The sequence below is a fragment of the Marinobacter confluentis genome (assembly GCF_004785685.1).
Lineage (GTDB): Bacteria > Pseudomonadota > Gammaproteobacteria > Pseudomonadales > Oleiphilaceae > Marinobacter > Marinobacter confluentis.
On record NZ_SRPF01000003.1, the window covers coordinates 58,851 to 83,089 of the forward strand.

A 24,239-nucleotide genomic window follows, 5' to 3' on the forward strand; every position below is an offset into this window, starting at 1 on the left:
ACAGCGTTCAATCTCCGCTTCACTATCGCAGGACTCCAATAATAAAAATGAATGCTTTGGCTGAAGCCTTACGTCTTATTGTCACCCTTGATGCTGATCTGTTTGAAATTCTCTGGCTGTCCATCCGCGTCAGCCTGATCGCTCTGGCAATTTCCGCAGTCATCAGTCTGCCGCTGGGCACCTGGCTGGCAATCACTCGGTTTCCCGGGCGTAAAGTCGTGATCCTGGTGCTGAATGCCCTGATGGGCATGCCCCCGGTGGTGGTCGGCCTGATGGTATATCTTCTGCTCTCCAGGTCCGGCCCACTGGGCTGGATGGGCCTGCTTTACACACCGACCGCCATGATCATCGCCCAGGTTGTGCTGATCACACCCATCATTGCCGCTCTGTCCCATCAGGTAATCGAGAACCTGCACCAGGAATATCGCGATACCTTCTATTCCATGGGGGTTACCGGGCGTCGCGCAATCGTTGCCTACCTGGTGGATGCACGTTTTGCGCTGACCACCTGCATCCTGGCCGGTTTCGGCCGGGCAATCGCCGAAGTTGGCGCGGTCATTATCGTCGGCGGTAACATTGACCACCTGACCCGGGTAATGACCACCGCCATTGCCCTCGAAACTTCCAAAGGCAACCTGACCCTTGCCCTTGCCCTGGGGGCGGTGCTGCTGACGCTTTCCCTGCTGGTCAACGCGCTGGTGATCGGTGTCCGCGAATACGCTGCGAAACGTCAATATGCCTGATTCACTGTTACCGATCCGCATTCGCAACCTGCGCCTGATCAAGGGCGACCGGGCCGTGCTGGACGGCGTAAACCTGACCATTGAAGAGCTCGGAATCACCGTCATCATGGGTTCGAACGGCGCCGGCAAGACGTTGCTTTTGCGGTGCCTGCACGGGCTGATCGAACCAGACCAGGGGCAGATCACCCTGGGCAACCTGACGGTGGCAGACAGCCGTGATCAACAGGCCATGGTTTTCCAGCATCCGGTACTGCTGCGCCGGACAGTACTGCAGAATCTGGCTTTCGCGGTCCCCGACATCGCCAAAGCCGACCCGCAGCAGCTTCTGGCGGCACTGGATTCGGTACACCTGGCTGATCGGGCAAACCAGCCTGCTCGTATGTTATCCGGCGGAGAACAACAACGACTGGCCCTTGCCCGGGCACTACTCAGCAAACCTGCCCTGCTTCTACTGGATGAGGCAACCGCAAGCCTGGACCCGGCGTCTGTTCTGTTGATCGAATCCCTGGTCAAAGCCCAGAGCAAACGGGGTACCAAGGTTATTCTGATCAGCCACGACCAAGGTCAGGGTCGACGTCTGGCCGATGAAGTCGTATTTATGTCAGGTGGGCAGGTAGCCGAGCAGAGCCCGGCCGATCAATTTTTTACCGAGCCCCGAACGCCAGTTGCTGAAGCCTATCTGGCCGGCAAAATACTGTTTTAGTCCGTTTTAGAGAGCATTATGAAACACCTGATTATTTGCGTTACCCTCGCCCTTAGTACGCATACGCTGGCAGATACCATCATCGTTCAGTCCACCACCTCGACCCAGAACAGTGGCCTTTACGACTACCTGTTGCCGATGGCCGAAGAAGCCACCGGTGTAAAGGTCAACATTGTGGCCGTGGGAACCGGGCAGGCGATCAAGAATGCCATGCGCTGCGATGGCGATGTGCTGCTGGTGCATTCAAAGCCCGATGAGGAAGCCTTTGTTGCTGAAGGCTTTGGCGAAAAACGCTATGACCTGATGTACAACGATTTTGTCATCATCGGCCCCGAATCCGATCCCGCAGATGTGGCCAGCGCCCCTGACGTGGTCGAGGCACTGCAGCGAATCCAGCAGACTGGCGCGAAATTCGCGTCAAGAGGTGATGATTCCGGAACCCACAAAAAAGAACTCGCGTTGTGGCGCGAAGCCGGCATTGATCCTGAGGGCGGATCGGGCCGCTGGTATCTGGAAACCGGCAGCGGAATGGGCGCAACCCTGAATACCGGCGTGAGTCTTGGAGCCTATATCCTGTCTGACAGAGCCACCTGGATTTCCTTCGCCAACAAACAGGACGCCACCATTGTGTATGAGGGAAACCCCGCGCTGTTCAATCAGTACGGTGTTACCCCCGTCAGTGTCGATAAATGTCCGACAGTGAACCGGCAGGCCGCACAGGCGTTTACACAATGGCTGGTGTCTGTCGCTGGGCAATCCGCCATTGCTGCCTATCAGCTCAATGGCAAACAGCTGTTTTTCCCGAACGCCAATCAGACCAAACCGGATAACTGAGCTGAAATGACCATGGACACGCTTCTACCGAATCCAAAAGACCCCCGGCTATCCCGCACGGTTGAGGGCGTCGACGAAAACGGCCAGGTAAAGTCGATCAGCGTTATCGAAGAGCGCCCGCTGACCATCTATCTGAACAGCCAGGAAATTGTCACCGCCATGACCATCGGCGATCACCCCGAATACCTGGCCCTGGGTTTTCTGCTCAACCAGGGCATGCTGCGCGCCAGTGACCAGGTTACCGGCATTGATTTTGACGAGGAACTGGAAGTGGTGGTGGTCCGCACTGCCGGCGTCACCGATGTCGAGGACAAACTGGAAAAGAAAACCCGTACCTCCGGTTGTGCCGTGGGCACGGTATTCGGTGACATGATGGCCGGACTGGAAGGGCTGCAACTACCTGACACACCGGTGCACACCAGCACCTTTTACGACCTTTCCTATCAGATCAACCACACCCCGAGCCTTTACATGGAAACCGGTGCCATTCACGGCACGGCACTGTGCCAGGGGCTTGAAGTATTGGCCTACATGGAAGATGTAGGACGCCACAATGCTGTGGACAAGATTGCCGGCTGGATGCACCTGAATGGCATCCCGGCGGCCGACAAGGTTCTTTACACCACAGGCCGACTGACCTCGGAAATGGTCATCAAGACGTCGCTGATGGGGATTCCCACCCTGATCAGCCGGTCCGGTTTTACCGCCTGGGGCGTGGATATAGCCCAGCAGGTCGGGCTGACGCTGATTGGTCGGATGCGGGGCAAGAAGTTCACCTGTCTCAGCGGCCAGCATCGCCTGGTGTTCGATCAGGACCTGTCGCAGGTACCGGACGACGATAAGAAAATGCGGCGCAAAGGAGCAAGCCATGACTGAATGTGCGGTGATTCTGGCCGGCGGTCAGGCCCGCCGCATGGGCGGTGGCGATAAAGGCCGACTGATGCTGGGAGACCAGTCGTTGATACAGCGCGTTGTCGAGCGGATCACCCCACAGGTCGACGCGGTGGTACTGAACGCCAACGGTGATCTGAGCCGGTTTGATGATATCGGGCTGCCTGTGGTGGCGGATTCGGTCGCGGATTTTCCCGGCCCTCTGGCCGGCATTCTTGCGGGCATGGACTGGGCTGCCGGGCAGGGCCATGAATGGCTGATCAGTGTCGCCGCCGATACGCCGTCCTTTCCCCTGGATCTGGCCGAACGCCTGGCGGGTTCTGATACCCCGGTTGTGCTGGCCGCAACGCCGGACCCTGAGCGTGGCAGGCTGCCCCAGCCCACCTTTGGCCGCTGGAAAGTAGCGTTACGCCATGACCTCAGGGCCGCACTGAATGACGGTGTACGCAAGATTCGCCAATGGACCCAGGCCCAGGGCGAATCCCTGGTGCTGTTTGCCGAGGACGACTTTTTCAATATCAATACGCCGGAAGACCTGGCCTGGGCGGAGCAGAACCTGACGTGAATGTTATTGGAATTGTAGGCTGGAAGAACTGTGGCAAAACCACCCTGGCCAGTGCCCTGATCAGTGAATTATGCGCCCGGGGGCTAACGGTCAGCTCGATCAAACACGCCCATCACCGGGTGGACGTCGACCAGCCCGGCACTGACAGCTATCACCACCGCAGCGCCGGCGCCCGGGAAGTCATTCTGGCCGGCGGTCAACGCGTTGCCATTATGCATGAACTTCGTGGTGCCCCGGAGCCAACCCTGGATCAACTGTTAGCAAGGCTCGAACCCTGCGACTGGGTTGTGGTGGAAGGCTACAAAGCCCACAACCACCCCAAGATCGAAGTACACCGGCAAACGTGCAAGCAGGCACCGCTATTCCCGAATGACGACAGCATTATTGCCGTAGCGACAGATTATGCTTCAGATTTTTCAGGGCCGGGCTTTGATCTGAACGATGTATCCGGCATTACAAACTACATTCTGAACCGAAAATCGCAGTAGATGAGAGAGCCATGAACGAGCTTCGCAACGACTGTTTTGCCTTGCCCCCGGGTGTGAACTGGACCCCGGTGGAGGAAGCGCTGGAGCGGTTACGTTCGCGCCTGCACCCGGTGGTGGGTGTGGATCGGGCAATTCCGTTGGCACAGGCCAATGGCCGGATACTGGCAAGCGATGTGTTTGCACCCCGTGCCCATCCGCCCAGTAACAATTCCGCTGTGGATGGCTATGCCCTCGCCGGTCCCGTTTCACGGGTACCCTGCATTTTGCCTTTAATCGAAGGCCGCAGCGCTGCTGGTGAGCCCTACGCAGAACGGGTACCCGAAGGCCACGCTATCCGGATTCTGACCGGCGCCGTGATTCCGGCCGGCACTGATACCGTGGTGCTCGAGGAGGACTGCGAGATAAGGGACGGGCAACTGGTTCTTAACGGCACGCTGAAAGCCGGCGCCAACGCCCGCAAAGCCGGCGAAGACATAAAGTCGCAGGACCGGATCCTGGCAGCGTCCACCCGCCTGACCCCAACCCAGATTTCCGTACTCGCCAGCGTTGGCGTTGCATCGGTGGACGTGTATCAGCCGCTTCGCGTTGGCGTACTGTCCACAGGCGATGAAGTGAAACCTGTCGGCTCAGCGGTGACCGACTGGCAGATTTACGACGCCAACCGGCCCATGCTGGGTGCCCTGGTCAGCCAGCTTGGCTATGAACTGGTGGATCTGGGCCATGTACTGGACCGGGCCGACGATGTGAAAGCGGCACTGGATCGCGGTGCCAAGCAGTGCGACCTGATCCTGACCAGTGGCGGGGTGTCCGCAGGCGACGAGGACCATGTGTCGAAAACCCTGAAAGCCCATGGCGAGATCAGCAACTGGCGTATTGCCATCAAACCCGGCCGGCCTCTGGCGCTTGCCATGTTCCAGGGTACACCGGTGGTGGGTCTGCCGGGCAACCCGGTAGCGGCCTGGGTCTGCGCCCTGCGCTTTGGTGCACCGGCAATGGCACTGCTGGCAGGTGGGAAATGGTTTGAACCGCAGAGCTACGTTCTGCCCGCCAACTTTACCAAAAACAAGAAACCCGGACGCAGCGAGATGCTGCGTGCCCGGGTTCGTGAAGGCCAGGTTGAAGTATTCGGCTCGGAAGGTTCCGGCCGGGTAACCGGCCTGGCCTGGTCAGAAGGCATGGTTGAGTTGGACGAGCACGCCCAACAGATCGAGCCCGGCACCCCCGTGCGATTTATTCCCTACGGCAGTTTCGGGCTCTGATCAGTCAACCTGACCGTGCACCGCAAAGGCTTCCAGGGAAGCGTCCTGCGGTGCGCGGGAGCGGTAGGTTTCTTCTACCCCAAGATCGGTCAGCGTGCGGCTGACCATCAGCAGAGTATTCTCCTCGAAGTCTTCACACATATGACGCATCTGATCGATTTCTTCGCAGGCCACAGCGTAGGCGGCATCGAAATCCGGCGCGCCGTATCCATCCACAAACGTCTGTGCCAGGGTCCGGCGCAGATGTTCCAGCTCTGAATCGGTAATCTGGCAGACGCCCACAAAGCTGGCGCGACCGCCGTATTCAATGCTGTACCAGCCGTTGGTAAACGCCTGACGAGCCTTGCCTTTCAGGTCCGCCTCGGTCCAGTTGGAAAACTCGAATCCGCCAGAAATAGCCCACTCTCCGCTCAGGGCAGGGTTCTCATAGACGTTGTCATCTGATACATCCAGGCGCAGGGTTCGGGCCAGTTTCATACTTGCTCCGCGAATTGAATTAGGCTGATGGTTTCGGTCATGGGGCCGTCACGCAGTAGCATCCGGCCTTTTTCATCCAGGCCAACAAACACACCATGTTTGGGCTTCTCAACGGTTTCACCCAGGGTGTCGCAGCGTGGGCGCCATTCTCTATGAACGCGCTCAGCGCCGTCGTCCAGAAAATAGGTCAGCCACAACAAGGTATGCTTGGACCAGCTTTCCAGCAAGGCCATGGGCGTCACTTCGCTGCAGCCTTCTTCCAGCAGACAGGTTTCATTGGGGTTGGCACCCGGGTCGTCGCCGTGAGGAATAAACGGAATTTCTATACCCACCACCAGCCATTTGGGTTCGGCGCCGGGGTCCGACACATCGGCGGCATAGCGGATCTTGCCACAAATAGCCCCATTGACCTTGATCCGGTCCGGCCATTGAAAGTGCACGGGCACCTCCGGCGGGGCCAGCGCGCCCAGGCTTTCGGCCAACCCGATCTGGGCCACATAAACCGCCTGGATTGCCTGCTCCAGCGGGGTTTCAGGTGCAAGAACCAGCGCCGCCCGAAGGTTATCGCCGGCTTCGGAATAAAAAACCGTGCCCGAGTCCACGCCGGCAATGGCGCGGCTGACCGCTTTTTCAAACGGGTCCATATTGTTGGGCACCACTTCTCCCGCCAACAGCGGCGGGAACGAAGGTGTCTCGATCATTTCATGGCCTTAGCGTAAACGTCAGAAGCGATAATCTTGTCAGCGATCTGCTGGAAAGCCTGAGCCTGAGGGCTATCTGGCTTTGACACTACAATCGGTACGCCACCGTCTGAACCGATGCGAATATCCAGATCCAGAGGAATTTCTCCCAGGAAGGGAGATCCCAGCTTTTCAGCCTCTTTGCGGGCGCCGCCGTGGCCAAACAGATGATGCACCTTGCCACAGCCGTCACACACAAAGGACGCCATGTTCTCAACCAGACCGAACAGCGGAACCTCCATGCGCTTGAACATATCGATGCCCTTGCGGGCGTCCATCAGCGCAATGTCCTGGGGTGTCGAGACGATAACCGCACCGGCCACAAAGAATTTCTGGCTCAGGGTCATCTGGACATCACCGGTACCGGGCGGCAGATCCACCAGCAGGACGTCCAGCCTGCCCCAGTCCACCTGATTCATCATCTGCTCCAGCGCACCCATCAGCATCGGTCCACGCCAGACAATGGCTTCACCCTCAGGCGCCATCAGACCCAGCGACATCAGCGTTACACCGTGATTACGCAGGGGCAGAATGGTGCTGCCGTCCGGGCTGGAGGGCCTGCCGGATACGCCCAGCATTCTGGGCTGACTGGGGCCGTATACGTCTGCATCAAGCAGACCGACTTTCAGGCCTTTCGAAGCCATCGCAACGGCCAGATTGGACGACACGGTGGATTTTCCAACGCCACCCTTACCCGAGGCGATGGCAATAATCCGGTCAATGCCTCGCGGGTTCTTGTCGGAAGGCCGGGGCGCATCTGTGCCGATCAGATTGGATTTTCCGGCATCAACGATTTCTACCATGTTTGTTCCTGCTTGATTTTAACTGTCCAGATAATCGTCGCTGGTACGAACCCGCGGGCGCTGGCCGGCAGCCATCGGCGCTTTGTCACCGTGGTACTGGGCCTTGACGCGACAGTCATCGCACATTTTGATCAGCTGAACATTATCAGAGTTTGTGTACATCCAGTGCTGGTTTTCCAACTTCTCGACAATCTTGTTAATCGTGCTTGCTACACCGAAGGGGCGACCACAGCCTATGCATTCGAAGGGATCTTCACCGTGCAGCGTCCTGGGACTCAATGCCTCTTTCGACAGATTTAGCTGCGAAACCAGGCTGATTGCCGTTTCAGGGCAGGTACTTTCGCATACGCCGCACTGAACACAGGCATTTTCCGTAAACTGGACTTCCGGACGGTCCGGGTGGTCGGTCAGAGCGCCCGTCGGGCACAAGGACACACAGGCCAGGCAGAGCGTGCATTTGTCAGAGTCGATACTGATTTCACCGTAAGGCGCGCCCAGCGGCAGAGCAATAGGCTCATCCACCTTGCCGGCCATGGCCGCAACGGCCACCCGTGTGATGTCCCGACGTCCACCCACCAGCAGTACAGGCTCGCTCACCCGCGCAGCATTCTCGCCCGCTGCGCTGAGCTCATCGGCGCCGACCACTCTTACCCGACTTGATGAATGATGGGCACCACGAAGCATCGCCTGAGCCAGCTCGACTTCAGAGGCGAGCGCCTCCCGGTCAGTATCCCGGTCGGCCAGAATCAGCACTTCTGCAAAACCGGCGCCAAAGGCCGCCATCATCTCGGCATGGCCGATACGATCAACGTGTTCAATGCCAAGCGGGATCAGATCGTCCGCCAGCCCGTCGCCGAAACGCGCCAGTTCAGCAATCGCGTCGCCGCCAGCAGCCATGGTGTGGAACACCAGCCGCGGAGATTCCTGGGTGTGCTCGCGATAGGTCCGAGCCAGAACGTCTACCGCTTTGGTAATGGCTTCAAACGGCGTTTCATTCATGGTCACCGCTGATGTCGGGCAAACGGCAGCACAGGAGCCACAGCCGGCACAGACGTCGGAATCAATCTGGACCGTGTCGCCGAACGAGAAAATGGCCTCTGTCGGGCACACATCAAGACACCGGGTACAACCGGGCTTGTTGGCGCGCGAATGCGCACACAGGGATTCTTCCAGGTTGAAATAGACCGTTTTTTCGAATTCGCCGACCCGCTCCCGGGCGGTCAGGGCGATGCGCTCCAGTTCGCCGGATTTCGCCGGATCCGCCCAGAAATAGCCGTTGCGTTTCTCATGGCTGGGAAATGCTGGCTCGCCGCCACGCAAATCAATAAACACGTCGCACTCACTGCGCGCAGTAGCCTGAACTTCGCCAAAACCCAGTGTTCCCCGCCCCGCCGGCTTGAGCGCCTGAAGCTGCTCGAATTCCAGCTTGAAGTTGCCCAGGGCACCGCGGGCCGATGCGAGTTTGCCCTTGGCCATATCGTACTGGTCAGACGGCAGATGAATCGGGCCAGCATCACTGACGACACAGGTAACGCCCAGCTCATCCTGGACCAGTTCGGCCATCCGAACCGCCTGCTCAGTGGGGCCGACAATACAGCAGACACCGTCAGACTGGATGGTTTTGGCCGGGGCCATGGGCGCAGGTAACCGCGATGCGGCAAGCAGAGCGGCCTGCTTGCCATTCAGTCGCCGCGGATCTGCATCAGGCGAACTCCAGCCTGCGCGGTCGCGGATATCGATGGTATTCAAAGGGGCCGAACGCCCGGTTTCGGCGTGGATTTCTTCGCCTAGTCTCTCGAACAGCGCCGCCTGCTGACCGCAGGCAATCAGTACTTCGGTATTGCCGCTGAGATGCTCTACCGCTTTGCTCATCTCACCAACGCATAGCTGGTCTACAGCAAAAACCTGATCGGCAGCCGCAGCGGTCCGGAGTGATTCCGGATCGATGGCCTGGGTTTTATCGCACGAGCACAGTAGTAACGTCTTGTTTGCAGTCATCGGAACTTTAGCTCTTTTATTTGTTCTTATACGTATGAACGGGGATTCATGTTTAGCGAGCATGCCACAGCCGCTGAGGATTGGACAATTGGATGATTGGATAATTCCGATAGTCCTGCTAGCTTCAGCAAACAATAATTAGAGAATACCTATGAGCAATCGCACTGAAAGCTGGAAACGAGAATTACAGGTGGGTGCGGTCGTGCGCCGTAAGCCGGGCGCCACCCGGTGGGCAAAGCACGTTTATAAACCCGTCGCCATCATTCCCGGCGCTCCGGATGCTTTCTGGAAGGAACTGGTTCGCGACGGCGATGTCGTCGATTACCACGCCGGCACCGTCACCCTGGAGCTGTATCGCGCCGACGTTGAAGCCTACCTGGTGTCCCTGAACCTGACTGTACCTTCAGTATGGGTCATTCTTGACCAGGACGAATCACAGCAGTCCCCTTCCGGTTGGGTCGTCAGCGCCATCACTGCCAGTGCCTATGAGGCGCAGGATGCGTTGGACAGTGGGGAGAACATCGTCGAAGCCGTTCCCATTCCCGAATCCCTGGCAGCCTGGATCAAAGAATTCGTGGACATGCACTACGTTGAAGAGCCGTTCAAGAAGCGCAAACGCAACAAGCACGACATTGATGGCATTGAAGGTGGCAAAGGCGACCCGCGTATCCGCCAGGTGAGCGATGTCTTCCGCCCTCCCGCCAACAGCAGTAAACCCGGGGTGCACTGATGACTGAATCACGCCTGCAGCGCTGGGCAAGAATGAAGGCCGAGACCCAACAGGAGGTCCAGACACAGCCTCAGGCTCCGGCGCAGGAAGTTGATACAGCCCCTGAAACAGATCCGGTTGAGCAGGAACTGGCCATCAACGAGCAGTTGGCGGAGCGGGAGATTCTCGCGAAATACAATCTTCCTGACCCGGACGCCCTGGAACAGGGCACTGATATCAAAGGCTTTCTACGCCAGGAAATCCCCGAATTTCTGAGGCGCAAGGCCCTGCGGGCGTTGTGGCGATCGAATCCGATTTTTGGCGTATTAGACAGACTTAATGAATACGATGAAGATTATTCAAAAGCCTTCATACCCGAAGGTGGGGTAAAAACAGCTTACAAGGTGGGCAAAGGTGGGTTCCTTGACCTCGAAAAACGCGAAAGAGAGCGTCAGGAACGCGCCCTCGAGGCGGAAACAAGTCAAGACACCGTCAGGCTGTCTGAACCCGAACAGCCCCAGGATCCTGAAGAATCCGTTACCGACGAAGAACAACAGGCGCCAGAAGCGGTCGAAGTAACCGCGGAATCGGAGCAGTCCGAGGCACCGCCACACAATAAGGGGGGTGGGGTAGAAGCAGAGCCTGAAAATCCGGCACCGCGCTTCCGCCCGAGGATGCAGTTCGAGAGCCAGTAACCTAACGTCGAATTGATCCGGAACACTGTATCGACTATATACATAAGTAGTCGCCACTATAATAACAATCAGGAACAGCATTTTGGCCAACACCGCAGAAGTCCATTGCCCGAAATCGATCACCGAAGAAGATCGTGGCCGGGCTCAGATCTATCAGTTGCTAGGCGCATTGCTTGGTGCCCCGCCTTCGGCTGAGCTTTTATCCGGCCTTGCCGGATTGAAAGGCGATGATTCGGCCCTTGGCACTGCGTCAAAACAGCTGGCCACCCTTGCGGCAAGAACGTCCCCCCAGAGCGCCGAGCGGGAATACCACAATCTTTTCGTGGGTCTCGGGCGCGGTGAACTCCTGCCCTACACCAGCTACTACCTGACCGGATTTCTTAATGAGAAGCCGCTAGCGCAACTAAGATCCGATCTTATGAAGCGCGGCATTCAACGCAACAGCGACGTCAAAGAGCCTGAAGACCACATAGGGACCCTTTGCGAAATCATGGCGGGCATCATTACCGGGGAATTCCCGTGTGATAGCGACGTAACATCGCAAAAAGCATTTTTTGACGCCCACATCAAGAAGTGGGCAGAGCTGTTTTTCAGTGATCTGGAAGGAGCGCAATCTGCCGTTTTCTATGCGCCTGTGGGTTCCCTCGGGAAAACCTTCATGGCCATCGAAGCCGAAGCATTTGCGATTCAATAACCGGGATCGACCCGATCCCAGCACAAAGTGGAGGAGTCCTATGGACAATCCGAAGGGTGAAAGCCGTCGTCGCTTCTTGCGTCTGGCAGCCGTTGCCGGTCCGGCTGCAATTGCCATGGCCATTGCACCAAACGCCGCAGCAGAAGTGGCAAAACCTGCCCCGAAGAAAAGCCGTGGCATGCGTGAGACGGAGCACACGCGTAAATATATGGAATCGGCTCGCTTTTAACGGCTGCGCGGTGTTCAAGGTTGCGTGACGCTCTTGAATAGCCGCAGTTCTAAAAAACGAGAATAAAAAAAGAGAGAGGTATTCCAAATGTTAAGAAAGAAAACCAACGGGGTAGCGAAAGGCTCCCGTGCGGGATCTTTGCTTTCCTCCCTCGCTGCTAAAACCATGGATCGCCGGGGATTTCTGGCGGCTTCAGGTATTACAGTGGGCGGCCTCGCAGCACTATCCCTGACGTCCAATCGTGTTCAGGCGGCCACACCTTCCTCCGAGGGTGGCTCCGTTGAAATCAAGAAATCAGTCTGCACACACTGTTCAGTCGGTTGTACGGTAGAAGCGGAAGTCCAGAACGGCGTATGGACCGGCCAGGAACCTGGATGGGACAGCCCGTTCAACCTGGGCGCTCACTGTGCCAAGGGCGCTGCTGTACGTGAACATGCCCATGGCGAGCGTCGACTGAAATCCCCCATGAAGCTGGTAAACGGCGAATGGCAGAAGATTCCCTGGGACCAGGCGATCAACGAAATCGGCGACAAGATGCTGCAGATCCGCGAAGAGAGCGGACCCGATTCGGTCTACTGGCTGGGAAGTGCCAAGCACAATAACGAACAGGCGTACCTGTTCCGGAAGTTTGCAGCCTACTGGGGCACCAACAACGTTGACCACCAGGCCCGTATCTGTCACTCCACCACGGTAGCCGGCGTAGCCAATACCTGGGGCTACGGTGCGATGACCAACTCGTACAACGACATCCACAAGTCCAAAGCGATCTTCCTGATCGGCGGCAACCCTGCCGAGGCTCACCCGGTCTCGCTGCTGCACATCCTCAAGGCGAAGGAAGAGAACAACGCGCCGCTGATTGTCTGCGATCCGCGTTTCACGCGTACGGCCGCTCACGCCGATGAGTTTGTACGGTTCCGTCCAGGCTCTGACGTTGCGCTGGTATGGGGCATTCTCTGGCACATTTTCGAGAACGGATGGGAAGACAAAGAGTTTATCCGCACCCGTGTCTGGGGTATGGATCAGATCCGCGAAGAAGTTAAGCGCTGGAATCCGGAAGAAGTCGAGCGCGTCACCGGCGCACCAGGCGCCCAACTTGAGCGCGTTGCACGTACCATGGCAAACAACCGTCCGGGTACAGTAATCTGGTGTATGGGTGGTACCCAGCACACCAACGGTAACAACAACACCCGCGCTTACTGCATCCTGCAGCTTGCACTGGGCAACATGGGCGTTTCCGGTGGCGGTACCAACATCTTCCGTGGCCACGACAACGTTCAGGGCGCGACTGACCTTGGCGTTCTCGCCAACACCCTGCCGGGCTATTACGGCCTTGCCGCCGGTTCCTGGGCTCACTGGGCCCGCGTCTGGGAAGAAGATCTCGACTGGCTGAAGGGCCGTTTTGCCACCCTCGACAGAAATGGCAAGACCAAAGCCATGATGAACGAGAACGGCATTCCGGTGTCACGCTGGATCGACGGTGTTCTGGAAGCCAAGGAAAACCTTGAGCAGCCTGACAACACCCGTGCCATGGTCCTGTGGGGCCACGCGCCCAACTCGCAGACCCGTATGCTGGAAATGAAGGAAGCGATGGAAAAGCTCGACCTGCTGGTCGTAGTGGATCCGTTCCCGACCGTTTCCGCCGTGCTCCACGATCGCAAAGACGGTGCCTACCTGCTGCCAACGACCACTCAGTTCGAGACCCGCGGTTCAGTAACCGCCTCAAACCGTTCGTTGCAGTGGCGTGAGAAAGTGGTTGAGCCGCTGTTTGACTCCAAGGTTGACCACGAAATCATCAAGCTGTTCGCGGACAAGTTCGGTTTCACTGATCGCATGTTCAAGAACATTGCCATTGAGGGTGACGAGCCAGTCATCGAAGACATTACCCGCGAATTCAACCGCGGCATGTGGACGATCGGCTATACCGGCCAGTCGCCAGAGCGCCTCAAGAAACACATGGCGAACCAGCATCACTTCGACAGAACCTCGCTTCGCGCAGTTGGCGGTCCCTGTGATGGAGATATCTATGGTATGCCATGGCCTTGCTGGGGCACTCCAGAGATGAACCACCCGGGCACACCGAACCTGTACGATATGTCGTTGCCGGTGTCTGAAGGCGGTCTTACCTTCCGCGCGCGCTTCGGCGTAGAGCGGGATGGCGACAATCTGCTGGCCGAGGGCGTCTACTCCAAGAATTCGGAGATCAAGGACGGCTACCCGGAATTCACCATGCAGATGCTGATGGATCTGGGCTGGGACGGCGACCTGACTGCCGAAGAACGCGCAAGCATCGAGGCAGTGGCAGGCCCCAACACCAACTGGAAAACCGACCTATCCGGCGGTATCCAGCGCGTGGCCATCAAGCACGAATGTGCGCCCTTCGGTAACGCCAAGGCGCGTACCGTGGTCTGGAACTTCCCGGATCCGGTGCCAACCCACCGCGAGCCCCTGTACTCCAACCGTCGCGATCTGGTCGAAGACTATCCGACCTACGAGGACAAGGTGTTCTGGCGCGTACCGACCATGTACAAGTCGATCCAGAAAGACGACTTCAGCAAGGAGTTCCCGATCATCCTCACCTCTGGCCGTCTGGTCGAATATGAAGGTGGTGGTGACGAGACCCGCTCCAACCCCTGGCTGGCCGAATTGCAGCAGGATATGTTCATTGAGGTGAATCCGCGCGATGCGAACAACCTGAACATCCGTGACGGCAATGACGTCTGGGTCGCGGGGCCTGAGGGCGGTCGCATCAAGGTAAAAGCAATGGTTACCGAGCGGGTCGGCGAAGGTGTTGCCTTCATGCCGTTCCACTTCGGCGGACATCTGGAAGGCAAGTCTCTGAGGACAAAGTATCCTCAAGGCGCCGATCCAATTGTCCTGGGTGAATCCACTAACGTAGTTCAGACATACGGGTATGACTCGGTCACGCAGATGCAAGAGACCAAAGCCACCCTATGTTCGATCATGCCGGCATAACAAGAGGTGTAGACCATGGCACTTGAAGGACAAGCACGCGCAAAATTCCTTTGCGACGCCGAGCGCTGCATCGAATGTAATGCCTGCGTAACGGCCTGTAAAAATGAGCATGAAGTACCCTGGGGCATCAACCGTCGCCGCGTGGTTACCATTGAAGATGGTAAACCGGGCGAACGTTCGATCTCCGTAGCCTGCATGCACTGTTCAGACGCGCCTTGTATGGCCGTCTGTCCGACGGACTGCTTCTACCAGACCGAAGACGGTGTGGTGCTGCACTCCAAGGACCTGTGTATCGGTTGTGGTTATTGCTTCTATGCTTGCCCCTTTGGCGCGCCCCAGTTCCCGCAAGCGGGCAACTTTGGCAGCCGTGGCAAGATGGACAAATGCACTTTCTGTGCAGGCGGTCCTGAAGAAGACAACTCGACAGCCGAATTCAACAAATACGGTCGCAACCGTATTGCTGAAGGCAAGCTGCCGATCTGTGCGGAAATGTGCTCGACCAAAGCTCTGTTGGCCGGTGATGGCAACGAAGTGGCGGACATCTATCGCCAGCGTATTGTGAACCGTGGTTTCGGTTCCGGCGCCTGGGGATGGGGCACAGCCTACGAGAAGAAGGGCGCTTAAACCCGCCTGATGATTCCGGGGCCTTCGGGCCCCGGAATTGGTTCAGGTCACGAATTCTTTTTGTTGATTCCGTTGGAGTGCTCGCATGAATCTAAAAGTATTCGGTGCCGTCATCCTTACGTTGACGGCATTGATGTTCAACCCTGCCCTGGCTCAAGAAGCCCCGGAGGTTGACAGAACCGCTACCGGGGGCGCTCAGACCCTTGAAGACATCATGGCCCGTCAAAAGCAACTGGAAGTTGACGAGTCGTTCCGGTCAGAAAACCTGGGCAATCCTGAAAACGCAGCCGCCATTGACGAGCCGCTTGGCACCCTTGGTGGAAGCTCTCAGTCGGACCAGTGGCGAGGCATACGCTACAACGAGGCCGATATCCAGACGGTCACCCGCGGGCCGGCGGTCGATGTCCTGATTCAGGACGGCGGCATGCCCTGGTACAAGTTGCGGGAAGGACCCATGATTACTTACGGTGGCGGTGCACTCATTGCCATCATCGTACTGCTGGCAGTGTTCTACTTTGTCCGCGGCAAGATCATGATTGATGGCGGACCGGCCGGCACCACCATTGAACGGTTCAAACCGGTTGAGCGTTTCGGTCACTGGCTGTTGGCCGGTTCGTTTGTCGCTTTGGGCATAACCGGTCTGATCACACTGATGGGCCGCAGCTTCCTGATCCCGGTTCTGGGACCAGACGCTTTCTCGGCGTTGGCGATCGGCTCCAAGTGGGTTCACAACAACGTCGCATGGGCCTTTATGCTGGGACTGGTACTGACGTTTGTAATGTGGATTGCCCACAACATCCCCAACAAACTCGACTGGCAGTGGATCAAGCAGGGCGGCGGGTTCATTGGCAAGGGTCACCCCTCGGCCAAGAAGTTCAACGCCGGCCAGAAAATTGTGTTCTGGATGGTGATGATCCTGGGCTTCTCGGTATCGCTGTCTGGCCTGTCACTGCTGTTTCCGTTTCAGATGCCGATGTTCTCCGACACTTTCGGATTCTTCAACAGCATTCTCGGAACCGACTTCCCGACGGTTCTGGCGCCCCATGAAGAGATGCAGTACGCCAATATCTGGCACTCGATTGTGGCCTTCGTGATGATGGTGGCCATCATGGCTCACATCTATATTGGCTCAGTCGGTATGGAAGGGGCATTCGACGCCATGGGTAACGGCCAGGTTGATCTTGAATGGGCCCGCCAGCACCACGATCTGTGGGTCGAAGAAGTTGAGGCGAAACAGGGCAAGAGAGGTTCGTCATGAAGGTCATGATTACTGGATTTGTGGCAGCTCTGGTGATTGCTTTCTGCGCACCGCTGGTTCTGAACCAGTTCGGCTGGTCGACAGCCGAGCAGTACAGCAGTGACGACAGTGTGCGCCTTGACTGAACAATCAAACGCACACAAAGAGGTTCACCAGGTCGACGCTGTCGGCCTGGTGTGCCCTCTTCCCATTCTTCGCTTGAAAAAGCGCACCCGCGACCTGCCAAGCGGCACACTGGTCGATTTTCTGGCCGATGATCCGAGCGGGCGCAAGGACTTACAGACGCTTTGCGACCTAACCGGTCACCGCATTGAATGGGTCCGCGAGGAAGAGGCGGGGGTGTTGCGCTACCGTATCTGTCTGGCTTGACAGCCTCCTGTTACGTTAGCCGCGCAATATCCGAAAACATTCATTCTGTGGTTTACACCTCGCTCGCCTGATGCCGAAGGTTTTTCTCCATGGACTCCAGCTGCTCGTGCAACTGCTCCAGCATACGGTAAGAACGAAGTTCCAGTCCCGTCTTGCTGCGCAAAACTTTTACCAGTGGCGTTATCGACCCACGATAAACGTCGGCCAGCGAGAGAAGCGCATCACGCATACCATCAGGCCCCTGAAAGGTAATCTGCGGTGACAGCTCAACTTTACCGAACGCTTTCTCCAGCCCTTTAACCAGAGGCTCCCAGTCAATGCCGGACGCTCGTTCATCGGACGACTGAGCAATTGAAGTGGCCAGTTGTTCAAGATGGCTGCCAATACCGACGAGCTGGCGGACTACTTTCTCACCGGCGTCGCCATCACCGCCTGCCTGCACTCTGGCGCTGTAGCTGGTCTTGATCAATTCCCACCTGGCCTGTTCCTCTGCCGTCAGGGTGCCGCGAAGCTCCCCGAGTTTAAGCAGATTCTCTTCCGCGCCCTGGGTCAGCAGCTGCGCCTCTCCCTGATAGTGGTCATCAATCAACTGCTCCAGCTCCTCCGGAGACATCACCGGCGTTACTTTTTCGGCCAGCTTGTTCATATTCCGGTAGCTGCCCTGCAGCTTGAAAGGCGGCTCGGTGCGGTAGGCGTCATCCTGTCCACTTGAAGCAATATAGGTTTCGTTGACCGCAAGAATGACGTCACGCACCCGCAGAAGGCGTTCCAGCACGCTGACCACCTCTTCCCGCTCGGCGGCGCTGTAATCATGATCGAAATCCGCCGAGTTGACCTCCTTGCCGGCGGCAAGGTCAGCAAACCTGTAGAAGTCATCCATGCTTCTCGACGCGAGCGGAGCAGTGACACTGTTCGAACTCATGCTGTTTTCGAGGTAGGACAGCGCAAACACCTCTTCCATGCCGCTGAGCTGGTCACCGAGGTTGCGAACATCCGCACGGTTGGCCAGCATATCCGGGATCTGGAACACATCACCGGACTCGGTGTAAGGGTTGCCCCCCATACAGATCGCGAAGCGCTTGCCACGCATGTCATAGGTTTTCGAGCGCCCATTCCAGATCCCTTCAACCCGGCGGGTGCCGTCGCACAGTGAAATGAATTTCTGCAGGAACTCCGGGTGGGTGTGCTGGATGTCATCAAGATACAGCATCACATTGTTGCCCATCTCGAATGCAAGGTTGAGCTTGATGATTTCGGTTCTGGCCGTCGAGTTGGGCGCTTTCTCCGGGTCCAGTGAGGTCACGTCATGGCCCAGTGAGGGGCAGTTGATCTTCATGAAAATCAGCCCCAGGCGACTGGCCACGTATTCCATCAGCGTGGTCTTGCCGTAGCCGGGCGGCGAAATCATGATCAACAGGCCGGACAGATCGGTCCGGCGGTCATCGCCCACCGTGCCCATCTGTTTGGCGAGGTTGTCCCCTACCAATGGCAGGTATACACGGGAAATCAGTTTGTTGCGGACAAAGGACGTCAGCGGCCTGGCGATGAATTCTTCAATTCGCAACCGGTCCTGTTGCTCCTCAAGCATCTGATGACGGATTCTCTGCAACGACTCCCAGCGTGGAAGCCGGTCATTGATGTGGCGCCTAAGGCGGGTTTCAAACTCGTCCAGTGCCAGCGCCAGGCTTTGATTGTGCAGCTGCGGGTGCTGCCCCAGCAGGTGGTCAATCTGAAAGGTCAGCTCCGCCGCGCGGGGTTCGAACTTTACAGAAGCGGGCGAGAATTCTGATGCCATCATGGCCGCCGCCTCGGGGCAGAAATGGCCACTGAGTGAATTTTTCTCCTGAGCGGCAAAGCCATTCAGCCAAGCAAGACTGGTCTGCCATAGCCGGGCGGCATGGTCCCGGGCTTCAGACAGCACCTTATCCAGAGTCTTTTGCTGTTTCTGCGCGGCTACGTAGTCCCTGAACCGCTTCTTCAGGTCGTGACCGACCGTGGAAACCTCAAACTGTTCGTGATTTTCAGCCAGCGCAAGGCACAGATAATCCGAGCCCTGGTCAAGCACCCAGTCCTCGAACGGCAAGTCATGGGCCGCAAAGAAACGGGCCATATCGACACGCACCGATTGCTGCAACTGCTGCATAAGGTCCCCCGCGCGCATCAGCGTCTGCAGCACACCGGCGCTGGTGGTTTCAGCCTGCAACCGCTGACGATATGACTCATCCTGAAAACACCAGAACAGGACACTGGCAGCGCGGACCATGGGAGCAAACCGCAACAGCCCGGCGCGAGCCTTGGCGGGACCAAGCTGGACCAGGATTCTGGTTGCGTCGTGGTCGTGGATTCCCTTTTCGTAGCCATCCCGGTAGCGTGGCCCGGCAAACTGGCGTACGGACTTTTCCAGCGCGTCGGTATCGGCCCAGTCGGGCGGGTTGATCGCGCCACCGTCAACGGCCTCGAGGAACCGATAGGCCAGATACTCGCCCTTGTAGACGTCCGGCGCCTCGGAAGGGGCGTGCAGGTTCCAGCAGTCATCCAGGTTGGCCAGGCGCTCATCCCTGACGGTTTCGTAGAACTGGGTGCCGGAAATATGCAGCCGCAAACCCTCATCCGCAGGCACCAGGGTCAATGCTGGCTCCTGACGATTCACCGAGAACCGGTGCCTTGGCCCCAGCTTGATGATGGCACCACCGTCTTCATAAATGTCCGCGCGATCCCTGACTGCTCTCTGGGCATTGTCCTGGGCGGCTTTTAACTGGGCATCCAGGTCGTCTGCCTCAAGCGGTGAATCCAGTTCCCGCAGGCGCTCGGACAGATCCCGGACCTTCGCTACCATGACGTCGCTGGCGAAGAAAGCGTGAACCTGGGCTACCTCCTCAAATTGGTCTGAGCGCTTGGTCAGGTTGTTCAGAATGCGCTGGCCCGCCTCTTTCAAAGAAGATGCTTTGCGCTGACGTTCCTGGGACAGTTGCTGACGCCGGGACTCGATGGTTTCCTGGGTGGTCTCGCGCTGCTCTATCAACGCATTCAGAAATTCGTCGTATTCGCCGAACTGGCTTTCAATCTCCTGAAGCTGATTGAGCATGCGGGCAAGCAGGCCATCGCATTCGTCCGGCGTTGCCACCGTATGGACACCGTTGGCCAGGCTTTGCTCGTACAAACGCAGCTTGGAAGCAAACTGCACCTTGGCCTCTTCCCGGCCGCAGTCATTGAGCTTGATCTCTGCTCGTGATCGGTCCTGATTCACCCGGGAATACAGTGATGACAGGTTATCCGCTATCACCGTCTGCTGTTCGGTATCCTCTGTCGCCAGAGAGGACAGCAGCTCCTGAACAAAATCCAGTCCCTCGGTGATCTCATGATATTCAGCCACCAGGCCCTGAAGCTCCTTGCGATCCTCTGATTCTTCTACCTGGCGGCGAAGCCCGTCCACCTGCTCCGTGTATTTCGAGAGAGCTTCCGGTTTGGCAAGAAAGGCCAGGGTCCTGTCCGCGAGCTTGTCTACGGCATCGGCGGCTTTTTTGTCTATTGAATCCAGACGCGGGCGATCAATATAGCGGCGCTCTGACAGCGAGCGAATCAGGCCACGGTGATCCTGCAGCTTCTTGAGGTGCGCAACGAACTGATGGGGCTCACGCCAGGATTCGGGGCGGGTTTCCTGAACAAGTACGATCAGGGTTGAGTCTGCCTCGTTGAGAGCCTTGTTGGACTGGTCTCGAACGGACTCAACCTTCTCATACTCATCAACCACCAGTTCGGCCGTCGAGCGCACCTTATGAAGTGCCGCATTGATACCAGCAAAATGGTCGTCATGAAGCCAGAAGCGCTGGTCGAGCAGTTTGTCGATGCGCTTGATGACGGTATCGAAATGCCTTAGGCCGGCATCCTCCAGGTTGGCAAGTTTGACCACTTCATATAGATCGGCAATGCCGCTGACCAGCTCAGGGTTGCCGATCAGCCCCAGTTCTGAGTCATCAGCGGTGGATTTGTCCGCGTAGAATGCCTGTGATTCGAAGGGGGTCTGCCAGAGCTGAACCGGATGAACCTGGGACGGTTTATCGTCAGCGGTGAACACCGCAAGCTCCCCACCCTCGAATAAAGCATAGCCATGGCCGGTAATCGGCGGGGCAGTGGTTCGGGTAATCAGGTTGTAGCGCACCAGCGAGACCGCGCCGGACTCGGGCGCATAAAATATGATCAGCACATCTTCACCGTTGGGTGCCTGCACCATGCGCTTGAAGCGCAGGCCCTCAGGCACATCCACGGTTTTCAGATTATTGCTGTACAGGTAAATCCCGCCCGGGAAGATCAGGCCATGATCCTCTGGCAGTGTGCGAACCGAGCCGGCCAGGCCATCAATTCGGTGCAGCGCCTTTTCAGCCGGATTGAACACGTAATAACGGGTATGCTTCTCCCCATAGGGCGTCACCCGGATGAGATAGATCTCGCCACGCCTGGCGTACTCGAACACACCGTCGCTCAGTGATTGACTTGCAACCTCGACGGGGTCCTCGAAAATGCCTTCGCCAGAGCTGGTGTTGTTTTCAATCTTGAAGGTGATCGCGCCGCCGGTGTTGTCTACAAACAAACGGTCTTCGATGGAATAGTGGGGCGATACTCCCTGCACCATATGCTCGCGCGAAAGCTGCGACCAGGAGAAATCAAATCGCTCCGGCAATCGAAAATCGTCCGCGCCACGATCATCGATATAGGACCGGACCGTGCCATCGTGATTAAGCGACCAACGGAATACCTTGAGGTGGTCACCCCGATCACCCACCTGGAACACCATAAGCAGGCGACCTTCCATAGTCACCAGCTGGATCAGTCGGGCTTCCTTGTGGAAGCGAAAGAGTGATGTGAAATCGGTCTGGAACTTTTCATTCTCGAGGAAAGAGCCCGCAACCGCAGACTGGGTAATCTCCCAGCTACCGTCACTTTCCTCAAGCCGGTAAAGACTGAAAACATCGGGCAGTTCGACTGTCTGTTTCAGGCCATGTTCGACATTGAATCCGAACAGCAGAAACTCACCCAGGCGAACCACATCCCGTGCAATGCAGTTGTGGGGCGTTCTGGCCCGCACCCGCCCCAGCACGTCCATGCTGGAGGCGCCAAACTGGACCTCTCGCTCCTCGTTGAGCGATTTAACCGTGCCTCGAAGCGATTGAGCGTGGTCGGTCAGACGCTTCTTCAGAGTGGCAAAGGTACCACCCTCACGAATAATATCTTCAGTTGACAGAGAGGCAGTGTGGGCCATGGCTATCGATCCTTAAAGCTTACTCGGTTTTATCAGTTGACGAAGTGCCTGACTCCACGCGAGCCGAAGAGCCCCCACCATTCATGATCTTTTCCATGATGGAACTGACGAACGGCGTCATGCTGGATGCATTCTTCATGAAGTGGTCTGCGGCGCGACCAAAGCCGATGCCCTGGGCAACCTTGTTGAACACGTCTCCGTCGCCACCAATGAACTCCATCTTGGCATTGGCCAGAGCATCGCCCATGGCCTTGGCCTGGGCTTCACTGATGCGAACATTGGCGTCAATACGGGACATGGTCTCGTCGCGGTGGATATCCAGATTGCGGTTCATTACCTCGAACTCGCGGCTGGACTCGTCCATACGCTCGTAGGCTTCAGCCTTCCTGGTGATACCCTCGGCCTCGGCTTCGGCCATCTTCAGTGCGGCTGCGGCTTTGGCGTTGCCCAGCTCTTCCTGACCCTTGGCCTGGGCAAGCAGCATGTCTTCTTCGTTCCTGGCGCGGGTTTCGCCCTCCAGGCGCTCGGCTCTGGCGGCCTCGCTGCGGGCAAAGGCTTCGGCCTCGGCTTCAGAGCGGGAAGCAACAGCATTGGCTTCGCGAATCTGCGCTTGAGCCAGGCCATGGGAGGCAGCCTTGGCCTTCTCGCCTTCAGCCAGCTCAACCATGGCGGCTTTTCGGAGCTCGGCGGATTGCTGCTCGGCTTTCGCGCCCTCGACCTGCTCAATGCGAAGCTGGTCGGCTTTAGCCTCAGCGGAAATAACCACTGTTTCCTTGTTGCGCTTGGCATCCTCGCGATTACGCATGCTGAGGATATTTTCCTCTTCCTCCGCAACGCGCGCCTCTACCTGAATGCGTTCAGCCTGGATGTCAGCGATTTCTTTCTGCTTGACCTCAAGAACCTTGTCCTTCTCGATGCGCTGCTCTTCAACGCGGCGCTCTCGGTTGATGTGCTCAAGCTCCGTGGCAGACTGAATCGCCACTTCTTCAACCGCAATGGCTTTCTCACGGGCTTTGCCGGCCAGCTGCTTCTCGCGCTCCCGCTCTTCCTCGGCGATGTCGATCGCCTTCTGGGCCTCTGTACGGGCGAGCTCGGAAGCACGGCGCTGTTCTTCATGGGCGGCATTTTCCCGCGCCAGCTCCCGGGAAGTCAGCTCGGCAATTTCCCGGTCTGTGCGGGCCTGGGTTTCCGCCTGGGTTTTACGAAGTGCTTCCTGTTGCTCGAAGGCCGCAGTATTTCGCTCACCAATGGCGACTTCGGCGTCCCGTTCCAGCACGTTTGTAGCGACGCGGTTGGCTTCGGTGATTTCCTTGATCCGGCGGATACCGTCGGAATCCATGATGTTATGGGGGTCAAGCTCGCTGACCGGCGTCTGCTCAAGGAAATCGATGGCGACGTCTTCCAGCACATAGCCGTTCAGGTCCGCCCCGATCAGATCGACAATGGCCTGCCGGAATTGCTGGCGCTGCTCGAACAGTTCCACAAAGTTGAACTTTTTGCCCACCGTCTTCAACGCTTCCGAGAATTTCGCGTTAAACAGCTCATCAACCGCGGCCTTGTCTGAAGCCCGGGCGACACCGACGGACTTGGCAACCCGAAGCACGTCATCCGGGGTCTCGTTCACGCGCAAATAGAGCCCGAGGGAAATGTCAGCACGGTAGTTATCTTTACAGATCAGACCGTTTTTGCCTCGGCGGTCAATCTGAAGCGGGATAACGCTGATACGCATTTTTTCGGCGCGATGGATAACCGGCAACACCATGGAACCTGTGAAATGCACACTGGGTATCTTGCTCATGTTGTTGACGATCAGCGCTTCGCCCTGATCCACTTTTTTGTAGAACGCATTGAACAGCGCCAGAATGCCCAGAATGGCGATGAAGCTCACCCCCACGATCGTCAGCACCGGCATAATCCAGTCAAGCATTGG

The 24,239-nt window shown here is 57.5% G+C and carries 22 protein-coding genes; 16 read left to right on the forward strand and 6 right to left on the reverse strand.

Annotated elements, in window-relative coordinates:
• The first annotated feature begins 47 nt into the window (after positions 1-47).
• The 7 genes from E5Q11_RS10885 to E5Q11_RS10915 are packed head-to-tail and all read left to right on the forward strand — an operon-like array spanning position 48 to position 5,483.
• The gene (locus E5Q11_RS10885) at positions 48-743 is read left to right on the forward strand and encodes an ABC transporter permease (RefSeq protein WP_135803461.1); all 696 of its coding nucleotides are present in this window, start codon (positions 48-50) and stop codon (positions 741-743) included.
• The gene (locus E5Q11_RS10890; protein WP_135803462.1) at positions 736-1,446 is read left to right on the forward strand and encodes an ATP-binding cassette domain-containing protein; all 711 of its coding nucleotides are present in this window, start codon (positions 736-738) and stop codon (positions 1,444-1,446) included. The genes E5Q11_RS10885 and E5Q11_RS10890 overlap by 8 nt, the downstream gene beginning before the upstream one ends.
• An 18-nt stretch (positions 1,447-1,464) precedes the next feature.
• On the forward strand, positions 1,465-2,280 hold the full coding sequence (locus E5Q11_RS10895) for an ABC transporter substrate-binding protein (protein WP_135803463.1): 816 nt from the start codon (positions 1,465-1,467) through the stop codon (positions 2,278-2,280).
• Positions 2,281-2,286: 6 nt separating this feature from the next.
• Positions 2,287-3,156 (forward strand): formate dehydrogenase accessory sulfurtransferase FdhD, encoded by an 870-nt coding sequence (locus E5Q11_RS10900; protein WP_135803464.1) that lies wholly within the window; start codon positions 2,287-2,289, stop codon positions 3,154-3,156.
• Positions 3,149-3,736, forward strand: a complete 588-nt coding sequence (gene mobA / locus E5Q11_RS10905) for a molybdenum cofactor guanylyltransferase MobA (protein ID WP_135803465.1) — start codon at positions 3,149-3,151, stop codon at positions 3,734-3,736. The genes E5Q11_RS10900 and mobA overlap by 8 nt, the downstream gene beginning before the upstream one ends.
• The gene (mobB, locus tag E5Q11_RS10910) at positions 3,733-4,224 is read left to right on the forward strand and encodes a molybdopterin-guanine dinucleotide biosynthesis protein B (protein WP_135803466.1); all 492 of its coding nucleotides are present in this window, start codon (positions 3,733-3,735) and stop codon (positions 4,222-4,224) included. Before mobA ends, mobB begins: the two co-directional genes overlap by 4 nt.
• A gap of 11 nt (positions 4,225-4,235) precedes the next feature.
• Positions 4,236-5,483, forward strand: coding sequence for a molybdopterin-binding protein (locus E5Q11_RS10915; protein ID WP_135803467.1), 1,248 nt, complete (start codon positions 4,236-4,238; stop codon positions 5,481-5,483).
• Here the strand turns inward: E5Q11_RS10915 and E5Q11_RS10920 are convergent, their stop codons facing one another.
• The 4 genes from E5Q11_RS10920 to E5Q11_RS10935 are packed head-to-tail and all read right to left on the reverse strand — an operon-like array spanning position 5,484 to position 9,501.
• On the reverse strand, positions 5,484-5,960 hold the full coding sequence (locus tag E5Q11_RS10920) for a DUF6505 family protein (RefSeq protein WP_135803468.1): 477 nt from the start codon (positions 5,958-5,960) through the stop codon (positions 5,484-5,486).
• A complete protein-coding gene (locus E5Q11_RS10925) occupies positions 5,957-6,661 on the reverse strand; it encodes a biotin/lipoate--protein ligase family protein (protein WP_135803469.1) in 705 nt (234 codons plus the stop codon). The genes E5Q11_RS10920 and E5Q11_RS10925 overlap by 4 nt, the downstream gene beginning before the upstream one ends.
• Positions 6,658-7,503, reverse strand: a complete 846-nt coding sequence (locus tag E5Q11_RS10930; protein WP_135803470.1) for an Mrp/NBP35 family ATP-binding protein — start codon at positions 7,501-7,503, stop codon at positions 6,658-6,660. Before E5Q11_RS10930 ends, E5Q11_RS10925 begins: the two co-directional genes overlap by 4 nt.
• A gap of 18 nt (positions 7,504-7,521) precedes the next feature.
• Positions 7,522-9,501, reverse strand: a complete 1,980-nt coding sequence (locus tag E5Q11_RS10935) for a 4Fe-4S binding protein (protein WP_135803471.1) — start codon at positions 9,499-9,501, stop codon at positions 7,522-7,524.
• A 151-nt stretch (positions 9,502-9,652) separates the two neighbouring features.
• Between E5Q11_RS10935 and E5Q11_RS10940 the strand changes: the two genes are divergently transcribed.
• The 9 genes from E5Q11_RS10940 (at position 9,653) to E5Q11_RS10975 (ending at position 17,052) form a co-directional block, all read left to right on the forward strand.
• On the forward strand, positions 9,653-10,231 hold the full coding sequence (locus E5Q11_RS10940) for a DUF3305 domain-containing protein (RefSeq protein ID WP_135803472.1): 579 nt from the start codon (positions 9,653-9,655) through the stop codon (positions 10,229-10,231).
• Complete coding sequence (locus tag E5Q11_RS10945; RefSeq protein WP_135803473.1) at positions 10,231-10,905, forward strand: DUF3306 domain-containing protein; 675 nt, start codon at positions 10,231-10,233, stop codon at positions 10,903-10,905. The genes E5Q11_RS10940 and E5Q11_RS10945 overlap by 1 nt, the downstream gene beginning before the upstream one ends.
• Positions 10,906-10,987: 82 nt before the next feature.
• A complete protein-coding gene (locus E5Q11_RS10950; protein ID WP_135803474.1) occupies positions 10,988-11,599 on the forward strand; it encodes a TorD/DmsD family molecular chaperone in 612 nt (203 codons plus the stop codon).
• A 40-nt stretch (positions 11,600-11,639) separates the two neighbouring features.
• On the forward strand, positions 11,640-11,828 hold the full coding sequence (locus tag E5Q11_RS10955; RefSeq protein WP_135803475.1) for a hypothetical protein: 189 nt from the start codon (positions 11,640-11,642) through the stop codon (positions 11,826-11,828).
• A gap of 87 nt (positions 11,829-11,915) precedes the next feature.
• Positions 11,916-14,801 (forward strand): formate dehydrogenase subunit alpha, encoded by a 2,886-nt coding sequence (locus tag E5Q11_RS10960; protein ID WP_135803476.1) that lies wholly within the window; start codon positions 11,916-11,918, stop codon positions 14,799-14,801.
• Positions 14,802-14,816: 15 nt separating this feature from the next.
• Positions 14,817-15,425, forward strand: coding sequence for a formate dehydrogenase FDH3 subunit beta (fdh3B, locus tag E5Q11_RS10965; protein ID WP_135803477.1), 609 nt, complete (start codon positions 14,817-14,819; stop codon positions 15,423-15,425).
• Between the two features lie 85 nt (positions 15,426-15,510).
• Entirely contained in the window at positions 15,511-16,683 is a 1,173-nt protein-coding gene (locus tag E5Q11_RS10970; protein WP_135803478.1) for a formate dehydrogenase subunit gamma, read from the forward strand.
• Positions 16,680-16,808: a hypothetical protein gene (locus tag E5Q11_RS18090; protein ID WP_263641513.1), complete on the forward strand. Its 129-nt coding sequence runs from the start codon at positions 16,680-16,682 to the stop codon at positions 16,806-16,808. The genes E5Q11_RS10970 and E5Q11_RS18090 overlap by 4 nt, the downstream gene beginning before the upstream one ends.
• Complete coding sequence (locus E5Q11_RS10975; RefSeq protein ID WP_135803479.1) at positions 16,801-17,052, forward strand: sulfurtransferase TusA family protein; 252 nt, start codon at positions 16,801-16,803, stop codon at positions 17,050-17,052. Before E5Q11_RS18090 ends, E5Q11_RS10975 begins: the two co-directional genes overlap by 8 nt.
• A 52-nt stretch (positions 17,053-17,104) precedes the next feature.
• On the opposite strand, the gene E5Q11_RS10980 is transcribed toward E5Q11_RS10975, so the two are convergent.
• Positions 17,105-22,309, reverse strand: a complete 5,205-nt coding sequence (locus tag E5Q11_RS10980; protein ID WP_135803480.1) for a DNA repair ATPase — start codon at positions 22,307-22,309, stop codon at positions 17,105-17,107.
• Between the two features lie 19 nt (positions 22,310-22,328).
• On the reverse strand, positions 22,329-24,236 hold the full coding sequence (locus E5Q11_RS10985; protein WP_135803481.1) for an SPFH domain-containing protein: 1,908 nt from the start codon (positions 24,234-24,236) through the stop codon (positions 22,329-22,331).
• Positions 24,237-24,239: the final 3 nt, after the last annotated feature.

What these genes read in the sequence shown, in the direction of transcription:
- E5Q11_RS10885 (WP_135803461.1), top strand. Translation starts at nt 48, where the DNA reads ATGAATGCTTTGGCTGAAGCCTTACGTCTTATTGTCACCCTTGATGCT.
- E5Q11_RS10890 (WP_135803462.1), top strand. Translation starts at nt 736, where the DNA reads ATGCCTGATTCACTGTTACCGATCCGCATTCGCAACCTGCGCCTGATC.
- E5Q11_RS10895 (WP_135803463.1), top strand. Translation starts at nt 1,465, where the DNA reads ATGAAACACCTGATTATTTGCGTTACCCTCGCCCTTAGTACGCATACG.
- E5Q11_RS10900 (WP_135803464.1), top strand. Translation starts at nt 2,287, where the DNA reads ATGACCATGGACACGCTTCTACCGAATCCAAAAGACCCCCGGCTATCC.
- mobA (WP_135803465.1), top strand. Translation starts at nt 3,149, where the DNA reads ATGACTGAATGTGCGGTGATTCTGGCCGGCGGTCAGGCCCGCCGCATG.
- E5Q11_RS10915 (WP_135803467.1), top strand. Translation starts at nt 4,236, where the DNA reads ATGAACGAGCTTCGCAACGACTGTTTTGCCTTGCCCCCGGGTGTGAAC.
- E5Q11_RS10920 (WP_135803468.1), bottom strand. Translation starts at nt 5,960, where the DNA reads ATGAAACTGGCCCGAACCCTGCGCCTGGATGTATCAGATGACAACGTC.
- E5Q11_RS10925 (WP_135803469.1), bottom strand. Translation starts at nt 6,661, where the DNA reads ATGATCGAGACACCTTCGTTCCCGCCGCTGTTGGCGGGAGAAGTGGTG.
- E5Q11_RS10930 (WP_135803470.1), bottom strand. Translation starts at nt 7,503, where the DNA reads ATGGTAGAAATCGTTGATGCCGGAAAATCCAATCTGATCGGCACAGAT.
- E5Q11_RS10935 (WP_135803471.1), bottom strand. Translation starts at nt 9,501, where the DNA reads ATGACTGCAAACAAGACGTTACTACTGTGCTCGTGCGATAAAACCCAG.
- E5Q11_RS10940 (WP_135803472.1), top strand. Translation starts at nt 9,653, where the DNA reads ATGAGCAATCGCACTGAAAGCTGGAAACGAGAATTACAGGTGGGTGCG.
- E5Q11_RS10945 (WP_135803473.1), top strand. Translation starts at nt 10,231, where the DNA reads ATGACTGAATCACGCCTGCAGCGCTGGGCAAGAATGAAGGCCGAGACC.
- E5Q11_RS10955 (WP_135803475.1), top strand. Translation starts at nt 11,640, where the DNA reads ATGGACAATCCGAAGGGTGAAAGCCGTCGTCGCTTCTTGCGTCTGGCA.
- E5Q11_RS10960 (WP_135803476.1), top strand. Translation starts at nt 11,916, where the DNA reads ATGTTAAGAAAGAAAACCAACGGGGTAGCGAAAGGCTCCCGTGCGGGA.
- fdh3B (WP_135803477.1), top strand. Translation starts at nt 14,817, where the DNA reads ATGGCACTTGAAGGACAAGCACGCGCAAAATTCCTTTGCGACGCCGAG.
- E5Q11_RS10970 (WP_135803478.1), top strand. Translation starts at nt 15,511, where the DNA reads ATGAATCTAAAAGTATTCGGTGCCGTCATCCTTACGTTGACGGCATTG.
- E5Q11_RS18090 (WP_263641513.1), top strand. Translation starts at nt 16,680, where the DNA reads ATGAAGGTCATGATTACTGGATTTGTGGCAGCTCTGGTGATTGCTTTC.
- E5Q11_RS10980 (WP_135803480.1), bottom strand. Translation starts at nt 22,309, where the DNA reads ATGGCCCACACTGCCTCTCTGTCAACTGAAGATATTATTCGTGAGGGT.
- E5Q11_RS10985 (WP_135803481.1), bottom strand. Translation starts at nt 24,236, where the DNA reads ATGCTTGACTGGATTATGCCGGTGCTGACGATCGTGGGGGTGAGCTTC.